General features: G+C 62.3%; 13 protein-coding genes. 1 reads left to right on the plus strand and 12 read right to left on the minus strand.

Annotation, left to right across the window (positions count from 1 at the left end):
- Positions 1 to 7: 7 nt before the first annotated feature.
- The 10 genes from ABD002_RS17850 to ABD002_RS17895 all read right to left on the minus strand — a co-directional run bounded on the left by ABD002_RS17850 (position 8) and on the right by ABD002_RS17895 (position 12,999).
- Positions 8 to 520 (minus strand): hypothetical protein, encoded by a 513-nt coding sequence (locus ABD002_RS17850; RefSeq protein ID WP_343793612.1) that lies wholly within the window; start codon positions 518 to 520, stop codon positions 8 to 10.
- A 66-nt stretch (positions 521 to 586) separates the two neighbouring features.
- The gene (locus ABD002_RS17855) at positions 587 to 2,029 is read right to left on the minus strand and encodes a choice-of-anchor Q domain-containing protein (RefSeq protein WP_343793614.1); all 1,443 of its coding nucleotides are present in this window, start codon (positions 2,027 to 2,029) and stop codon (positions 587 to 589) included.
- Between the two features lie 31 nt (positions 2,030 to 2,060).
- Positions 2,061 to 3,461 (minus strand): choice-of-anchor Q domain-containing protein, encoded by a 1,401-nt coding sequence (locus ABD002_RS17860; protein ID WP_343793616.1) that lies wholly within the window; start codon positions 3,459 to 3,461, stop codon positions 2,061 to 2,063.
- 31 nt (positions 3,462 to 3,492) lie between these two features.
- Positions 3,493 to 4,869 (minus strand): choice-of-anchor Q domain-containing protein, encoded by a 1,377-nt coding sequence (locus tag ABD002_RS17865; RefSeq protein WP_343793618.1) that lies wholly within the window; start codon positions 4,867 to 4,869, stop codon positions 3,493 to 3,495.
- Positions 4,870 to 4,900: 31 nt separating this feature from the next.
- Positions 4,901 to 6,295, minus strand: coding sequence for a choice-of-anchor Q domain-containing protein (locus tag ABD002_RS17870; protein WP_343793620.1), 1,395 nt, complete (start codon positions 6,293 to 6,295; stop codon positions 4,901 to 4,903).
- 615 nt (positions 6,296 to 6,910) lie between these two features.
- A complete protein-coding gene (locus ABD002_RS17875; protein WP_343793622.1) occupies positions 6,911 to 7,876 on the minus strand; it encodes an Ig-like domain-containing protein in 966 nt (321 codons plus the stop codon).
- A 176-nt stretch (positions 7,877 to 8,052) separates the two neighbouring features.
- Positions 8,053 to 9,228 carry a Vgb family protein gene (locus ABD002_RS17880; RefSeq protein ID WP_343793624.1) on the minus strand — a complete coding sequence of 392 codons (1,176 nt, stop codon included), beginning with the start codon at positions 9,226 to 9,228 and terminating at the stop codon, positions 8,053 to 8,055.
- Complete coding sequence (locus ABD002_RS17885; protein WP_343793626.1) at positions 9,210 to 10,136, minus strand: hypothetical protein; 927 nt, start codon at positions 10,134 to 10,136, stop codon at positions 9,210 to 9,212. Before ABD002_RS17885 ends, ABD002_RS17880 begins: the two co-directional genes overlap by 19 nt.
- Positions 10,136 to 10,432, minus strand: coding sequence for a CSLREA domain-containing protein (locus tag ABD002_RS17890; protein WP_343793751.1), 297 nt, complete (start codon positions 10,430 to 10,432; stop codon positions 10,136 to 10,138). Before ABD002_RS17890 ends, ABD002_RS17885 begins: the two co-directional genes overlap by 1 nt.
- A 53-nt stretch (positions 10,433 to 10,485) precedes the next feature.
- The gene (locus ABD002_RS17895) at positions 10,486 to 12,999 is read right to left on the minus strand and encodes a right-handed parallel beta-helix repeat-containing protein (protein WP_343793628.1); all 2,514 of its coding nucleotides are present in this window, start codon (positions 12,997 to 12,999) and stop codon (positions 10,486 to 10,488) included.
- 308 nt (positions 13,000 to 13,307) lie between these two features.
- On the opposite strand from ABD002_RS17895, the gene ABD002_RS17900 reads away from it, so the two are divergent.
- Positions 13,308 to 13,541, plus strand: a complete 234-nt coding sequence (locus ABD002_RS17900) for a YXWGXW repeat-containing protein (protein ID WP_343793630.1) — start codon at positions 13,308 to 13,310, stop codon at positions 13,539 to 13,541.
- Positions 13,542 to 13,647: 106 nt separating this feature from the next.
- Here ABD002_RS17900 and ABD002_RS17905 read toward each other — a convergent pair whose 3' ends face one another.
- Both ABD002_RS17905 and ABD002_RS17910 read right to left on the minus strand, forming a co-directional pair.
- Entirely contained in the window at positions 13,648 to 14,700 is a 1,053-nt protein-coding gene (locus ABD002_RS17905) for a TraB/GumN family protein (protein ID WP_343793632.1), read from the minus strand.
- Positions 14,701 to 15,255: 555 nt separating this feature from the next.
- Positions 15,256 to 16,638, minus strand: a complete 1,383-nt coding sequence (locus ABD002_RS17910; RefSeq protein ID WP_343793634.1) for an aspartate aminotransferase family protein — start codon at positions 16,636 to 16,638, stop codon at positions 15,256 to 15,258.
- Positions 16,639 to 16,657 lie beyond the last annotated feature (19 nt).

Below are 16,657 nucleotides of genomic sequence, written 5' to 3' on the forward strand. Positions count from 1 at the left end.
GACGTTCCTAGCGCACGGACTTGAACGTGTTCATGACGGTCAGATCGAAATCCGCGTCGACCTTCCCGCCGCCGGCCGCGGCATCATCGATGTGTACCTTGCCGGCGAGGTGATCGGGTTTGTTTGTCGTCAGCTTGAACGCATCGGCATCCGTCGAGCCGGAATACTGCGCGCGCTCGCCGTTCAGGCGCAGCGCATAGTCGAGGTGGCGCGCATCGCCGTAATCGACCATCGCGCCATCGGTCAGCGCGCGGTCGGCACACGACAGCGTCTGGCACGCCTTGATCTTCGCGCCGACATCGGAACTCGACAGGTAGATGCGCGAGACGGTCTGGTTCGGAATGAATTCGTGCGGGCCGCGCACCAGATAGGCGTACTTCACCGGGCTCGAGAATGTCTTGAACGCGACCGTGCCGCTGGCCGCGTCGGCGGCGAGCACTGCGGGCGCTGCGAGCGTGAACATCGCCGCAATGGCGACGGACAGCGGCGCGAGTGGCGATACGTTGTGCGAGGTCTTCATGTGGGTTCTCCTGGTTGGTTGCCGGCGCATGCGGCGCACGCGAGACGGCGGAAGGTCAAGCCGACGCTAGAACAGCGCCGGACACCCGTCGAAACCGTTGTTGAAGATGACGTCGTTCTGTTGCACTTCGTAGGCCCCGATATCCGCCGTGGCGCCGGACACGCGCGGGTAGGAGCGTTGATCATAAGAAAACAGAACGGCATTGTTGCCCTGATCGATGCCGGGGCTGTGGCTCAGCAAGGCGTGCGTCTGCGTGTATCCGCCGTTGTCGCGCAATGGGCCGAGCAATGGACAGGAAACGGTGACGGTGTCCGGCGGCACCTTGGCGAGGGCCGCGGGTACGCGCACCAGATTGTTGTTGCCGCTGAACGCGATGGTGTAGGGACTGGTCAGCGCGCCACTCAGATCGGTGTCGGTGGATCCGTAGGTATTGTTGGCGATCAGCGAACTCTGCAGCGTCACCGCCATGTTGCCGCTGACGCTGTTGGCCTTCAGCGCCACGCCCGGCGCGTAGTACGTGAAGTTGGGCGTTGTGCCGGTGCGTCCGATGACTGCCGTGTTGAAGGCGATCGTCGAATTGTCGATCGCTACCATGTGCGTGTTGACATAGAGGCCACCGACCATGTGGCCGGCTACGTTGCCGGAAAGTGTGCTGCTCATGATGACAGCAGCGCCGGTCGCGGTTCCGTGGATGCTCAACCCGCCATTGTCGTAACCGGCCGTGTTGCCGGAAATGGTGGACGACGAGATGTCTGCATTGGCGCCAATGAAGTACACGCCGCCACCGGTGCCGCTGGAGCTGGCCGTGCTGCCCGCAGCGTTGTTGCTGATGGTGCTGTAGCGGACGAAAAGATACCCGCCGGCGAAAATGCCGCCGCCCAGGGCAGCACCACCGGCGACATCGTTTCCGCTGACGACGCTTTCTGCGAGCGTCAATCCGTTCGCGGCAAAGATGGCCCCGCCTTCGGCAGCGCCTCCGCTGCCGGTCACGCTCGCCGAGCAGCCGCCGACTCCGGTGTGTATGAGTTCGATCGAACCGGTGGAATAGAGGCAACCGCCCTGCACGAAACTCGACGAGCCCGACAGCTTGCCGTCGTTGATCGACAGGTCGCGGATGTGCAATACCGAATTGCCGGTGTGCGTGAAAATCCGGTCCGATTCTATATGACCGTTGTACTTGCCCGAGATGGCCAGCTTGTCCATGCCGGGGCCCTTCAGCGTGATGGTGTTCTGCGCGAGCGTGATCGCGCCGGTCTGCAGCGAGATCGTCCCGCAGACAAGGCCGGTCATGTCGATGACGTCGTTGCTCACGGCATGCGCCGCGGCATAGCGCAGGGTTCCCGTGGTGCCGCTGCCGCTGTTGGCGTCACTGCAACTGGTGACCATCCAGGTCGTGCCTGGGGGTGGGATCGCCATCGCCTCGGGCGCGGCAAGTGCAAACAACGCCGCACAGCATGCCGCCAAAGGCCTGCGTCGTGCAGTCGATGAGATGATTCGAGTCGAGGTCATGCGCATGCTCCGGGAACTGGATGTCGGTGTATCAAGGACAACCGTCGAAACCGTTGTTGAAGATGATGTCTGCCTGCTGCACCTCGTAGGCGCCGATGTCGGCCGCGGCCCCCGACACGCGCGGAAACGCGGCTCCGCGCTGGTCCCCCGTCAGCCCCGCCGCATTGTTGCCGGCGTCGATCGCCGGACTTCGGCTCATGAGCGCATGCGTCTGCGTCAGGCCACCGTTGTCGCGCAGCGGGCCCAGCAGCGGGCATGCCGTGCTGACGGTGGGAGCCGGCTGCGGCCCTATGGACGCACGAACCAGGCTGTTGGCGCTGGTGATCGTGAAGGTGTGGCCGGGCTTCTGTGCGATGCTGAAATCGGCCTCGCTCGTGCCATAGGTGTTGTTCGATAGGATCGAACTCTGCAGGTTCACGGCGATCGAGGCGGGACTTTGCGTATTGGCGGAAAGCGCCAGGCCGGGTGCGTAGTGACCGCCGGGCGTACTTGTCCCCACTGCCGTATTGAAAGCAATCGTGCTGTTCTGCACGGTGGTCGGTACATACGAGATCACACCACCGACTACACCCGAAAAGGCGCCGCTGGATCCACTCGCGACATTGCCGGAGATCGTGCTGTCGGTGATCTCCAGCGCATCCGTCGCCGACGAAGCCGCGACATACAAGCCGCCGATCGTCGGTGCCGTATTCCCGGATACGGTCGAGTCGAGAATGAGCGCGCCCCCGCGGGCGAAGGCTCCGCCCGTGAAGCTGGCGGCGGAATTTCCGCTCACCGTGCTGTTCGCGAGCGTCAGCTTGCCGTGCGCGGCAGCACCGCCGCCCGTTCCGCCGACGCTTCCGGATACCGTGTTGCCGGAAATCACACTGTTCAGTGCGATCAGATCGCCTTTCGCGAAAACGCCACCTCCGTAGCCGACCAGCCCGGTAGGCGCCTTGGCTGCGCAGGAAAGCACCTGAGTCCCCGTCAAGACCACGCTGCCCTTGGAGTAGATGCAACCGCCGCCATAAGCCGAACCCGAGGCGGGAGCAAGGTTGCCGAAGACGATGTCGAGGTAATGAAAGCCGACTGTACCGGTGCCGGTGTGATTGAAGATGCGATCGTTCTCCTTGGTGCCGTTGTACTTGCCGCTGATCGTGATGTGGCTATGGGGAGGCCCCTGCAGGTCCAGGCTGGTTTGCGTAATCGTGATCGCACCCGTATTCAGGCTGATCAAACTGCAGCTGAGCTGGGACAGATCGACGGTGTCACCGGACTGCGCGACGTTCGTCACGACATCGCGCAGGGTATTCGAGCCGTGATCGGCACAACTGTTCACGACCCATGTCGAGGCAATCGCATCCGGGGCGGCCAGCGCGAACAGTGTGGCGAAACATGCGGCCAGCGGTTTGCGCCGCCGTGCAATCGAAGGGGCGAATCGAGTTGGGGTCATGTGCGTGCTCCGAGTGCTGAACACCAGCCCGTCAAGGACAACCGTCGAAACCGTTGTTGAAGATGACGTCGTTCTGCTGCACCTCGTAGGCGCCGATGTCGGCTGCAGGGCCTGACACACGGGGGTAGGCCGTTCCTCGCTGATCCCCCGTCAAGCCAGCCGCGTTGTTTCCTGCATCGATCGCCGGACTTCGGCTCATCAGCGCGTGCGTCGGCGTGGGTCCTCCGTTGTCGCGCAACGGACCGAGCAAGGGACATGCGGTGGTAACGGTGGCTGGAAGCTGCGAACCCAGCGAGGCGCGTATCAGGCTGTTGGCGCTGGTGATCGTGAAGCCGGTGCCGGCGGTACTGAAATCAACCTCGGTCGTGCCGTAGGTGTTGTTCGACAGGATCGAGCTTTGCAAATTCACCGGAGTCGAGGAGGCCGCGCCGGGAGCCATCGCCAGGCCGGGCGCGTAAGGCGTGGAGAAGTCGCCTCGTCCGACCACAGCCGTGTTGAAGGCGATCGTGCTGTTCTGCACCGTGGTCGAAATAGTCGACCGTATGCCGCCGACGAGACTCGAGGTGTTGCCTTGCGCAGCATTCCCGGAGATGGTGCTGTCGCTGATCAGCAGGGAATCGGTGTTTCCCCCATCGACAAACAGGCCACCGACCTGGAACGCGGTGTTGCCGGAGAGGGTCGAGTTCAGGATGCTGGCACCCTTGTGGGCCGATATTCCGCCGTGATTGGTCGCGGAATTGCCGTTGATCGTGCTCTTGATCGCAGTGAACGCGCCGCCCACATAGGCGCCCCCGCCGGAGCCCCCATTCGCGATGGCACTGTTGGCCACAATCTGACTGTACTTCGCGGTCAGGTTGCCCTTCGCGTAGATGCCGCCCCCTGTCGCCTGGTTGCTGCCCGAAGCCTTGGCCTGGCATGACAATACGAGCGCGTGCATCAGATACACATTGCCCTTGGAATAGATGCAGCCCCCTTTCGCATTGCCCGATCCGGGCGAGAGGTTGCTGTACTCGACATCGAGGTATTGCAGCTTGAGCGTGCCAGTGCCGGTGTGATTGAAGATGCGATCGTTCTCCGTGGAGCGGGTGCCGGAGTAGTAGCCGGTGATCACCTCGTGTCGGCTCGGCCCCTGAATGTTCAGCTCGTTCTGCGCGATCGTGATCGCGCCGGTGGTCAGGCTGATCGTGCTGCACGACAGCGTGGAGAGATCGACCGTATCGCCGGACAGCGTCGCCGGCGTGGCGATGACCGCGCGCAAGCTGCCGGGACCGCTGTCGGCGCAGGTCGTCACCGTCCAGGTATTCGCGGCGATCGCCTCCTGCGCAGCCAGCGCAAACAAGGCGGCGAAACACGCGGCCAGCGGTTTGCGCCGCCGTGCAATCGAAGGAACGAATCGGGTCGAGGTCATGTGCGTGCTCTGGGCGCTGGACGTTGGTGCGTCAAGGACAACCATCGAAACCGCTGTTGAAGATGATATCGTTCTGTTGGACTTCGTACGCACCGATGTCGGCTGCAGATCCGGACACGCGTGCATAGGCCGTTCCGCGCTGATCACCCGTCAGCCCCGCAGCGTTGTTGCCGGCGTCGATCGCCGGACTTCGGCTCATGAGCGCATGCGTCTGAGTCGGTCCGCCGTTGGCACGCAATGGGCCGAGCAATGGACAGCTCGTGGTGACCGTGGCGGGATGCTGCGGCCCCAGCGAGGCACGTATCAGGCTGTTGGCGCTGGTAATCGTGACCGTGTGGCCGGTGTGGACCACTGCGCTGAAATCGCCCTCGATCGTGCCATAGGTGTTGTTCGACAGGATCGAACTCTGCAGATTCACGGCGAGCGATGTCGCGCTATAGGAATTGAGCACTGCAAGGCCGGGCGCGCGGTAATCCGTACTGCCAGAAAAATGTGTGGTAGCTGCCGTATTGAACGCGATCGTGCTGTTCTGCACGGTTGTCGGAAGCGTCGTCCCTACACCGCCGATCCGGCCGGTTTGCGCGACATTGCCGGAAATGGTGCTGCTGTTGATTTGCAAGGTATCCGTAGTTGCATCCCCTCCTACGTACATGCCTCCGTCTTCCTGGGACGCGATGTTTCCGGATATGGTGGAGTTGATGATGTTGGCGCCGTAGCCAACTTCTATCCCACCGCCGACGCCGTGACTACCGGCAGCTCTATTGCCATTGATCGTGCTGTGCTCCGCCCTGAACGTGTGGCCTACAAAAGCACCGCCGCCGCCTGACAAATAACCGGTCGCCGTGTTCCCGCTGATCTGGCTGTACTTCGTGGTCAGCTTGCCGAGGGTATATATACCGCCTCCTCGTGCGATGGCATTGCCCGAGGTCTTGGTCGCGCAGGAAAACACCAGCGAGTCCATGAGAAACACGTTGCCCTTGGAATAGATGCAGCCCCCGCTTGCATCGCCGGAGGCAGGGGCGAAGTTCGCGTACATGAAGTTGAGATATTGCAGGGTCAGCGTGCCGGTGCCGGTGTGCTTGAAAATGCGATCGTTCTCCGTGACACCGTTGTAGTAGCCGGTGATCACCTCGTGTCGGCTCGGACCCTGAATGTTCAGGCTGTTCTGGGTGATCGTGATCGCGCCCGTGGTCAGGCTGATCGTGCTGCACGACAGGGTGGACAGGTCGACCGTATCGCCGGACAGCGTGGTCGGCGTGGCGATGACCGCGCGCAAGCTGCCCGGACCGCTGTCGGCGCAGGTCGTCACCGTCCAGGTGTTCGCGGCGATCGCTTCCGGTGCTGCCAGCGCGAACAGAGCGGCGAAGCATGCCGCCAGCGGTTTGCGCCGGGCCGCGGACAATACGGACTGGATCGAAGGTTTCATGCACATGCTCCCGGGCTGATCACGGACATTTCCCGGCATGTCCGAAGCCATCTGCGCGAGCGTCAGGTGTTGTCGAGTGAAGCTGAACATGGGCGGTCTTCGGGCAAGAGGGTTCGCACCTACCCAAATGCGGCGCAAGGGCGAATCGAACAGAAGCAACATCGCTGCAACTTCCTGCAGACGCAAATCAGCGGACAAGCGGGCCACTTCAGCGGCGGGGTGCAGTCCCGGTACTTGTCAGGAACCTCGAAAAACCCCCTTCCTGGTTTATCGAGTCAGTGAGTCCGGAGCATGTGCGGACTCGCTTGCGCCGACCTGACGACGTCGAATCATTGTTGAGCCGCTCTCCCTGCAGGAGAGGGATTGGGGTGAGGGTTCGGCGCGAACGGGGCGCGCCGGGCTCGTCCCGAACCCTCATCCGGCGCTTTGCGCCACGTTCATTCGCTACATCCTTGTGGCTCTCCCTTCGGGCGGCTTCGCCGTGCAAATCGGTATTCCCGCCGATTTGTCTCCCGGAGGGAGAAGGGACAAGCATCCCCTTGTCTGAACTTCGGTACCCATCAGAACCGCCGATCAAGCACTTGCGTGTCCGATCCCGTGCGCTTCATCCCTGGCCTATCGACGCATGCCTCTGCGTTGCCAGACCAACGCCATCAGCATCGTGAACGCAGCGAGCGCGATCAGCGCCCATGCTCCCAATGTCGGGGCTGGCGTTGGCGGCGGAATGGCTGCGATCGTCACTGTCGCTGTGACGCTGAACGTGATGACAGCAATGCCGCCCACTGCAAAGAGGCCCGTGATGGTATGCGACCCCACGCTCAGGCTGCTCGTGCTGCACGTCGCGGTGCCGCTCACCAGGGGAACGGTGTTGCAGAGGACGGTCGTGCCATCGGAAAACGTCACCGTACCCGGCAAGGTACTGCCGGTGGTCGCGGTCAATACGACCGCTTGGCCCTGCTGCGCCGGGTTCGGTACCGCGGTCAGGGTGCCGGCCGGCGGCGATGCCGAGGTGGTAAATGTCCCTATGGGTGCCCCTATGAGCGCAAGGCTGTCGGTGTTATTGACGGCACCCAAAGCAGTGCACTGCCCGGTACCGTTCACAACCGAGCACACACCACCGGAGATAGCTTCGGCGAGTCCTGCGCCGGCGTTTAGAAGTACCCCGTTCATTTTTTGCCCGATGGTGTTCGGCGGCAGGGGCGACAGCATCGTCATCGAGAAGGTCGAGATATTGCCTGCCGAGTCCGCAGCTATATCAAAGTTCATTAGTCTGGTGTTTGCCAGTGTGTAACTGTGCAAGCCATCGTTAAAACTAAAGGTTTGGATCAGATTGGAACCCGACGGGCCGATTTCGGTCAGCGGCATATTGGCCGGTAGCGGGCTGGCCGTGGCGATCGAACCGGCGATGTGCATCGCGGTCGTGTAAACGGGGGGCGTGCCGTTTCCCGAGATTCCCGCCGACGCGTAGTTCGGTGAGCTGTAGGAGTACGCCATCGCGAACGCTGAAGTCGATACCCCCATGCCGAATGCCAGTGCAAAAAAACCAGCCAACCAAGCCGAAAAACGGTGCTGCTTCATCATGTCCCGCTCCCATGCAAAGAAAGAAGTGAAACCCGGATTCGTTATCTACCGCTCCGATGACCCTGGATCACCCGGATGGCTCCCGGTTGAGGGCCACCCGATTCTCAAGAACAGAACTGGACAACTATCGAAACCGTCGCGCGCAGTCACCGCGCGCGGCTGTCCGTGGCTTCGTATCAGTCGAAGCCGTTTGCGAAAATCAGATCTCCGGTGGTGATCCGGCCGACCTTGTTGACGTTCGGTGCACTTTCCGTGAACCACAGGTTGCCATCGGGGCCAGCGGTGATGCCCAGCGGGTTGGAACTGGACGTGATCCCGGCGGTGAACAGGGTCACCGTACCGGTCGGCGTGATGCGCCCGACTCCGCCTTGAAAGCTGGCCCCGTTGGCGAACCACAGATTGCCATCCGGTCCCGTCGTGATGCCTGCCGGGATTACCGTCGCGGACGATACGATGGCGAATTCGGTGACGGTACCCGTTGGCGTGATGCGTCCGATCTGCCCTTGTGAACCGTCTTCCGTGAACCACAGATTGCCGTCCGGTCCTGCGGTAATGCCGTGGGGAAAGCCGCTGATTCCGCTGCCGAACTCGGTGACGGCTCCGGTCGGCGTGATGCGGCCGATTGAGCTGGTTCTCACTTCGGTGTACCACAGATTGCCGTCGGGACCCGTGGTGATGCCGGGATAATTCGCACCGTTGGAGCTGGTGAAGTTGCTGCCGGCGCTGAACTCGGTCAGCGTGCCGGTCGGCGTGATCCGCCCAATCTTTCCCGGCCCCGTCGGAGAGTCTTCCGTGAACCACAGATTGCCGTCCGGTCCCGCAGTGATGGCGTTCACGCGCGCGTTCGGGTTGGCTACGGGAAATTGGGTTACCGTGCCGGTTGGAGTGATGCGCCCTATGCTCGTGAGGTTTTCGGTGAACCACAGATTGCCGTCCGGTCCTTTCGCGATGCCGACCGGCGTGCCTTGAGTGATTCCGGCGGTGAAAAATGTCACTGTGCCGGTCGGTGTGATCCGTCCGATCGCGCTGTTGTTGACTTCCGTGAACCACAGATTGCCGTCCGGCCCCGTCGTGATGGACGTATTGCTCCCGTTGTTCGAGCCAGCGCTGCCGGTACTGAATTCCGTAACGACCTGCGCCGAAGCGATACCGGAAAGCAGGCATGACAACGCGACAACGCTGTATATCAGCGCCCGCAATGGCTTCATGATGGACTCTCCCGACAATTGCTTCATGATGGATCTCCGGATATCGCCGGTGTTCCAGCCCGGCCGCAGATGACGATAGGCACGACGGTTATGAAACATGCTCCCGGTTGCTGACTCCCGGTTCTCTAAAACAAAACCGGACAACCGTCGAAGCCGTTGTTGAAGATGATGCTGTCGAAGCTCGCGCCGATGGCGCCGTTTGCGTTGTATTGCGGACTGGAAATGATGCCGGCGCCGTTGTTGAACGCGATCAGATTCGCTTCGCCGGGGTTGGAACCGCCGATGATCGACGCCGGCGTGGCGACACTCGAACTGCCCGTGAGTTGGATGCCAGCGCAGTAGGTCGGGCAACCGCCGACGGCATCGCCATTCGGCAGCGGTTGGGTGCCGCTCCAGTCGGTGCCGATGTAATTGCCTTTTATCTGGATGCCGCCGGTGCCTTGAGCGGGTCCGTCCCAGATGCCGAGTCCGACGTTGTGGTTGCCTGAGATCACGTTGCGCGAGGGATGGCCCGGCGCGGTGCAACCAGCGCCGGTGCAGCCGATGCGCAAGCCCGGGAAATTCGCATTCAAAAGGAGACCGGGCCAATTGCTGTTGGTGCCGTTTGGAATCGCGAGCGCGCCGGTCGCGTCCGTGCCGATCAGGTTGCCTTCGACGATGACGGTAGAGTTGGGGCTGCCAGCCAGCACTCCGGTGCTGTTGCCCGACAGCAAATTGCGCTGCCACGGCTGGATGCCGCCGATCTGCACATTGTCGTTGTCGACGCGGATCGCGGCCCCGGTATTGCCGAGCGTGGGCAAGGAAGTACCGTCGATCTTCGTTCCGAGAAAGCAGCCGTAGATGTTGATCTGCGCCTTCGGGGTCGACAACCCCCCGCCGACAATCGCGTCGCTGAACCCGTGCATGGCCACACCCTGCACCGTGATCGCTATGGTTGGCGCGCCGCAACGGGCGTACGTGAATCCGTTGATGCTGAAGCCCGTGTCCGCACCAACGAGTTCGATCATCAGCTTGGTATTCAGTGCGCCGGCATCCGGTGTATTCGTGTTCATCACGCTGCCGGCTGGCTGTAGCCGCCGATGATCAGGCTGGTTAGGGTGCCACGGGTGTTGATGGATGGCAGCTGGCTTGCCACCGCGATCGTGAACGGACCAGTGCCGGGAATATTGAAGTTGATGGTGTTCGCGCCGCCAGCCGCGTTCGAGGCATTGATCGCCTGGCGAAGCGTGCAAGTCGCTCCGCAGCTGGTGCCATCCGTGTCCGCCGCGCTGGTGACGGTGAAGGTCGTGGCCTGCGCCAGCGACGCGCCAGCGAGAAACAGGACAACGCTTGCGATCCGTGCGCGCATCTTCACGGACACACCTCCCCTGCATGCAGGTTTCGGTAAACGAACACGTTCGCTCACGGACACTTCTCGGCAGTCGCGCTATCGAAGCCATACTTGAAGATCACGTCGCAGGTGTAGGGCATGTATCCCGAGAACTGCGAAGTGTTGCCCGCGGCATCGGTTGCGGTCAGGGAGATAAGGCGGCCGGCGAGACTGCCACCCGGTTCAACATTGAACGGGATACTGAACGAGACGCTGCCGTTGTTGCCGCTCGGCGAATTGGTAATCGAGGTCCCCTGCGCGGTATGGAAGACTTGGCCTTGGCCCTCGCCGTAGCCGTTGCTATCGTTTTGCAGGGATGAAAACACCTCGATGTTGTAGATGGCATTGGTCGATTGCAGCGTACCGGTGACCACGCCCGAGGTGGTTCCGCCGATCGCACTGGTGATGACCGGGTGATTCAGGCCGCGGTTCGACGTCGCCTGCACGTTGGCATCGGCATCGTTCTGGATGTATTCCGGGTTCCCGTACATGCTGTAACCCATGTTGTTATTGGGAGCATTGTTGTGGAAGCTGTTGCCGGAGATCGTGTTGCGCTGAGGATAACTGGCGACACTGCTACTGCTGGCCATCCGGATACCCGCGAAGGCGTTGTTCCAGATGGTATTGGAGGCAATGGTGTTGCCGGATGCGGGGCCCTGCAAATAAATGCCATTGCTGTTGGGCGCCGCAGTACCTCCAAAGCAAAGAGGAAAGGGATACGTCACGCAAGACGATTCGGTGACGCCGATCAGGTTGTGATCAATCGTATTGCCGGTCGCCTGTGCCCCGTTAAGATAAACGCCGGAACCGGAAAGTGCATCGACGATCACATTGTTGCTGATCGTATTTCCGCTGGTTTCGAGGTAAATATCGATATCGTTCACATCACGTCCGAAGGGGGCGGTCTCATCGGCGATAGCACCGATGATATTGCCGACGATCGACATGCCGGTCGCATTGCTGAAAAAGCCATACGGGGCGGTTATCCCGAAACCATTGTGGCCGGTGGAGCTGCTGGGGGTGCAGACTGCACCCGTGATGATGTTGCGCTGTGCCGGGGCGCTCCCGCCGATGCTGGCGTTGGTGCCGCCGACGATGTCGATATCGTTGACTTGGAAGTTGTTGGCGGTGGTTTGGCCGCCAAACTGGTTGCCCCAGACCAGCGCCCCGCTGCCGGCAAAATTCAGGCTGAGCGCGCTGCCGCCACAGTTGCCGCCGGTATCGTGAAACCCGGCGAAGATCAGACCCTGCACCCAGAACTGCGAGTTCGCATTGCTGAACACGGGGTTCAAACCGACGCTGATTGTTCCGCCGCCGTCGAGCACGACGCAACGCACGGCGTTGTCGTTGATGGCCGCCGTGTTTGCGTGCGTGCCCGGCTGGCTGTAGCCGTCGATACGCATGCCGTACTTGATCGTCGGCAGCGCACTGGCCAAGTTGATGAACTGCGGACAGCTTCCGGGGATATTGAAATTGATGTAATGGAACACATTGACCGCGTTCGCCTGCGTGATCGCGTCGCGCAGCGAGCCGGGCCCGCTGTCGTTGGCGTTGGTGACCACGATCGTGTTGCCGGTGGTGTCGTCGTAGGACGATTCGTACGCGCCGCGATCCACCGCCGAGCCAACGACGCGCGGATTGCCGTCGAGATCGGTGCCGGTGATGTTCGGCGCGCTGTTGTCGCCGCTGTTGATCGAGGGCGAAATGGTTGGTGCGGTTTGCAGTCGGTAGTTTCCACTGCCGATGAACAGCGGATTGCTTTTCAAAGTGCCGGAACTGCCGCTCGCCTCGGCACCGTCGAGCGTGCCGTAGGTGTTGTCATCAAACGTTGCGAGCATCGAACCACCAATGTCGCAACCGATGCGGATGTCGGTACCGCCGTAACTGCCCCAGACGATGTTGTTGGCCAGCTTCGCGATGTTGGAATTCATGCACAGGTAGAGACTACGATTGGCCGCGTAGCCGATCGTGTTGCCGGTGAGGGTCACGGTATCGCTGTTGTTCGCGCCGATATGCAAGCCATCCTGGCCCGGCAGGGACTCGTCCACCAGGTTGTTGTCTACCGAGACTCTCTGGTACCCCGGGGTGGGCTGATCGCTGATGGTCAGGCCCGTCTTGTAGAAATGATTGAACCGGATCTCGGTGTAGCCGCGGTTGCCGATCTGCACGCCCGATCCTGAGCCAGGAAAGTTCTGGAAGCGCAATCCCTCTACGACCAGGGTCGCGCCCGCGTTCATGGCGATCATGGCAGTGTAGAGATTGGCGCCGTCGATGACGGTGTTTTCCCCATTCACCACGCGTGCCGAGCAGTTGCTATCGGTGTAGCCGCCGAGCAATTGCAGCGAGTTGTAGCTGACGGTCGTATTCGTCAGCAGCGTCGAGCTGACGTCGTAGGTGCCCTGCACGAGCTCGATATACGTGGTGCCGGAGGCAACCTCCACGTTGGCGAGCGCGAGGTTGAGCGACGCCGAGCTGGCGACGCAGGTGACCGTGTTGGCGTGCGCCGGCTGGATGGTCCACAACGCGACCAGCAGCAGGCCGAGCATGAGCTTCGAACGGAACGCGAACATGGGTTTCCTCCCTCATCACTGGCAACGATGTGGCGGTATGAATGCGCGAGAGGGGGGAAACGAACAGGATGGCAGCACAATGAGCCGCAGGGCGCCATGCGGGCCCGTGCGGTCCTGCTCGGGCGCTGTTCATAGCCGTGCCGCTAGCTTGACTCCGGATCAAGCGCCCCAGCCGGGCGTGCCCACGGAGGCCATCATGCGAAATCCCAAAAGCTTGCTGCTGGTTGCCACGCTGGCTGTGGTCGGCGCGTGCGCCCTGAACAGCGCGCCGGGCCGAGGCGCGCGTGGCGATCAACATCTACGCGACCGCCCCGCCACTGCCCTTGCGCGTCGAAACATTGCCCCCGCCGCGGGTCGGCTATGTCTGGGTCCCGGGCGACTGGCGCTGGAGTCATCATCGCTACGTCTGGCATCGCGGTTACTGGATGCGTGAACGCGGTGGCTACCAATACTCGCCCTCGCGCTGGGACCGTGACGGTGAACGTTGGCGCTACTGCCATGGGCGATGGGATCGCTGACGAATACGGTCGGCGCGCGGTTACGGAAAGGCCCGCGATACGCGGACCTTTCCATTTGGGAGGATTGGGTTGGTGCGTGCGCGGTGTGGAGCCGGCTCGATCGCAGCTACCGGGTGCCGGACTGTGTTTCTGCGCCGTCTTCCACTAACGCGCCCGGCTCCTCGACCGCGTAACCCTGCGTGCGCAGCCTGGACAGGTAACCGTCGGCAGCGAGCAGATGCCTGATCGGCAACATCGCGAACGTCACCTGATTCTTCACCAGCGCGGCGCTTGCCGCGTCGAGCCAGGCCTTCTCGATGCGCGTATCCACGTCGGTCATCCCTCGCTTGCGCGCGAGGTTCGCTTCGGTGATCGCGGCCCGGCACGCGGTCATCTGGTCCGTGTAGGGCAGCTTGCGCAATGCATCCAGATCACCGGTCGCCCAGGCGTTCGCGCGTGCGGTCATCGTGCCGAGATCGGTGTCGATCCGGTCGAGTGTCTTGCGGAAGCAGTCGAGGTCGTTCAGCGGCGTGCTCTTGAACTCCTTGAGCGTCGCCTTGGGTTCATCGATCACGAGTTCGACACGCGGCGTGGTCGTCACGACGTGGGCACGTTTCGCCGCAGCCTTGACCTTCTTCTGCACGATGCCTGAATCGGCGAGACCGGCCTTTTCAAGCGCCGCCTCGTACAGCTCGAGCGCGGCGAAGATCGGCCGCCACTTCTCGACCTTGTTGCTGCGACCGATGTACTTGCCCTTGAGCACGCTCCAGCGCGCGTACAGCTCGGGCGGAACCACCTGTTCGAGGCTCGCGTCATCGGGATTCTTGCGTATGCCGATCAACGAAGGCAGCAGGGCCAACTGGCCGAAAAACCCCACGTTGGCGCTGACCGCGACTTCGGGCGAAGCCAGTACCTCTTGCGATTGCGCGATGGCCGCCTCGACCTCGTGCGCCTGCCACTCGATCTTCTTCGGCAGCGGCGACAGCGTGCCGAGCACCCACAACACGTGATCGCCCTTCGATACCTTCCACATGCCAGGCCCCGGTTGCACGCCGCTGACGACGAGGGTATCGAGTTGCGTGACGCTGGCGATGGCTGATGACTCCGATGCGGCATCCTGCGCAAACAAGGACGGCGGCGCGGACAAAGCCAGCACGCAAACGAGAACAGCATGACGCATGCACCACACTCCTATCCATGAGACAGATTGCCAGTCGCGCGCAGTGTTCGATATTCAGCGGAATCACGTATCAAATTCTGGTTATGGAAGGTTTGAACAAATCCACCTTGTCATCCAGCTCCCCATAGCGAAGCTAAGCAAGGCGGACTGCATGAGCAGGAAGCCAAAGCAAACATCGGCTTAGGGAAGGCCTGAACAAGTCAGAGTTCGTCATTCCGGCGAAGGCCGGAATCCAGTTTTTCAACGAGTTGCCGTAGAGCTGGATCCCGGCTTTCGCCGGGATGACGGCTTCAGAGGTCCTTAGCTGATGGCCGTTGCAGAGACAATGAGCCCCGGCGTTCACGACGACGAATTGCCAGATGTTCCCCAGCTGTGATCGCCTGCCATCAGATGGGCACAAAAAAACGGCCGCCCCAAGGCGGCCGTTTTGCGTGTCGCGTGAAGACAGCGATTACGCTTTCTTCACCTTGGCCTGCAACGGGTCGAGCAGTTTCTGGGTTCGCGGCGAAGCCATCCGCCGCGATGATCTCGCCATTCGGCGAGAAGACCCGGTGCTCAAAGCGTGCGCGCGAGATCCGCCGCCACGTGCCTTGCGGCATCGAGCGTGGCCGCCACGTCTGCGTGCGTGTGCGCGGTCGAGACGAACAGGTTCTCGTAGGCGCCCGGATGGAACAGTACGCCCTTGCTGAGCATGCCTTGCCACCAGCGGCGGAAGATCTCCTGATCGGCATGGCGCTCGGCGTCGCGATAGTTGTGGATCTCTTCTTTCGCGAACCACACCTGCATCAGCGGGCCGATGCCGACGACATACGCCGGCAGCCCCGCATCGCGCAGAACCTTGGCGAGGCCGAGGCGCAACTCGTCGGAAACCGCATCGAGCTTTGCGTACAGACCCGGCGTCGCCAGTTCATCGAGCGCCGCGTTCGCCGCCGAGATCGCGATGCCGTTGGCGCTGTAGGTGCCGGCCATCGACACCGTGCCGTTGGCGACCAGGGCCATGATGTCGGCCCGCCCGCCCATCGCCGCGACCGGGAATCCGCCGCCGATGCCCTTGGCGAACACGGACAGGTCCGGACGGATGCCAAGGCGACCCTGCGCCCCCGCAAGGCCGAGGCGGAAGCCGGTGATGACCTCGTCGAAGATCAGCACGATGCCGTGCTTCTGTGTGAGTTCGCGCATCGCTTCGAGATAGCCGGGCTTCGGCAGGATGCAGCCGGTGTTGCACATCACCGGCTCGGTGAGCACGGCCGCGATGCTGTCGCCCTCGCGGGCGATCACGTCGGCCAGCACCTGCGCATCGTTCCACGGCAGGATGATGAGGTTCTCTTCCACGCCCTTCGGCATGCCCGGGCCCTGCGGCACGGGAATCGGGCGATCGTCCGGGCCGGCCTTGTCGATCGACGGATGCTTGCTCCAGTACACCCCGTCCGAGAAGCCGTGGTACATGCCCTCGAAGCGGATGATCTTGTTGCGCTTGGTGAAGGCGCGCGCGAGGCGCGTCGCATACAGCACCGCCTCGGTGCCGGTGTTGCACAGGCGTACCTGCTCGACGCTCGGCACGGCGTCGATGATCTTCTGTGCGAGGCGCGCCTCATCGGCCGTCGGCAGCGCGAACACGGTGCCGCGGCTCTGAATGAAATCGACCACGGCCTGCGTCACGCGAGCCGGTCGGTGGCCGAAGATCATCGGGCCGAGGCCGAGCAGGTAGTCGATGTATTCGTTGCCGTCCACGTCGCGCAGGCGCGAGCCCTGCCCGCTCTCGACGAACAAGGGATACGGCGACCATCCCGACCAGGTCGCGCGCGCGGTGCTGTTGACGCCGCCCGGGATGAGCTTGCAGGCGGCGTCGAACAAGTCGGCGCTACGGGCTGTGTCGAGGCCGGCGACGAGTCGGGCGTCCGTGGCGGCCGGAGGGTTCTTCGAGCTGTCGATGTTCAAGGATGCGACTCCAAAGGGC

This window comes from Dokdonella soli (assembly GCF_039523175.1).
Taxonomy (GTDB): Bacteria; Pseudomonadota; Gammaproteobacteria; order Xanthomonadales; family Rhodanobacteraceae; genus Dokdonella_A; species Dokdonella_A soli.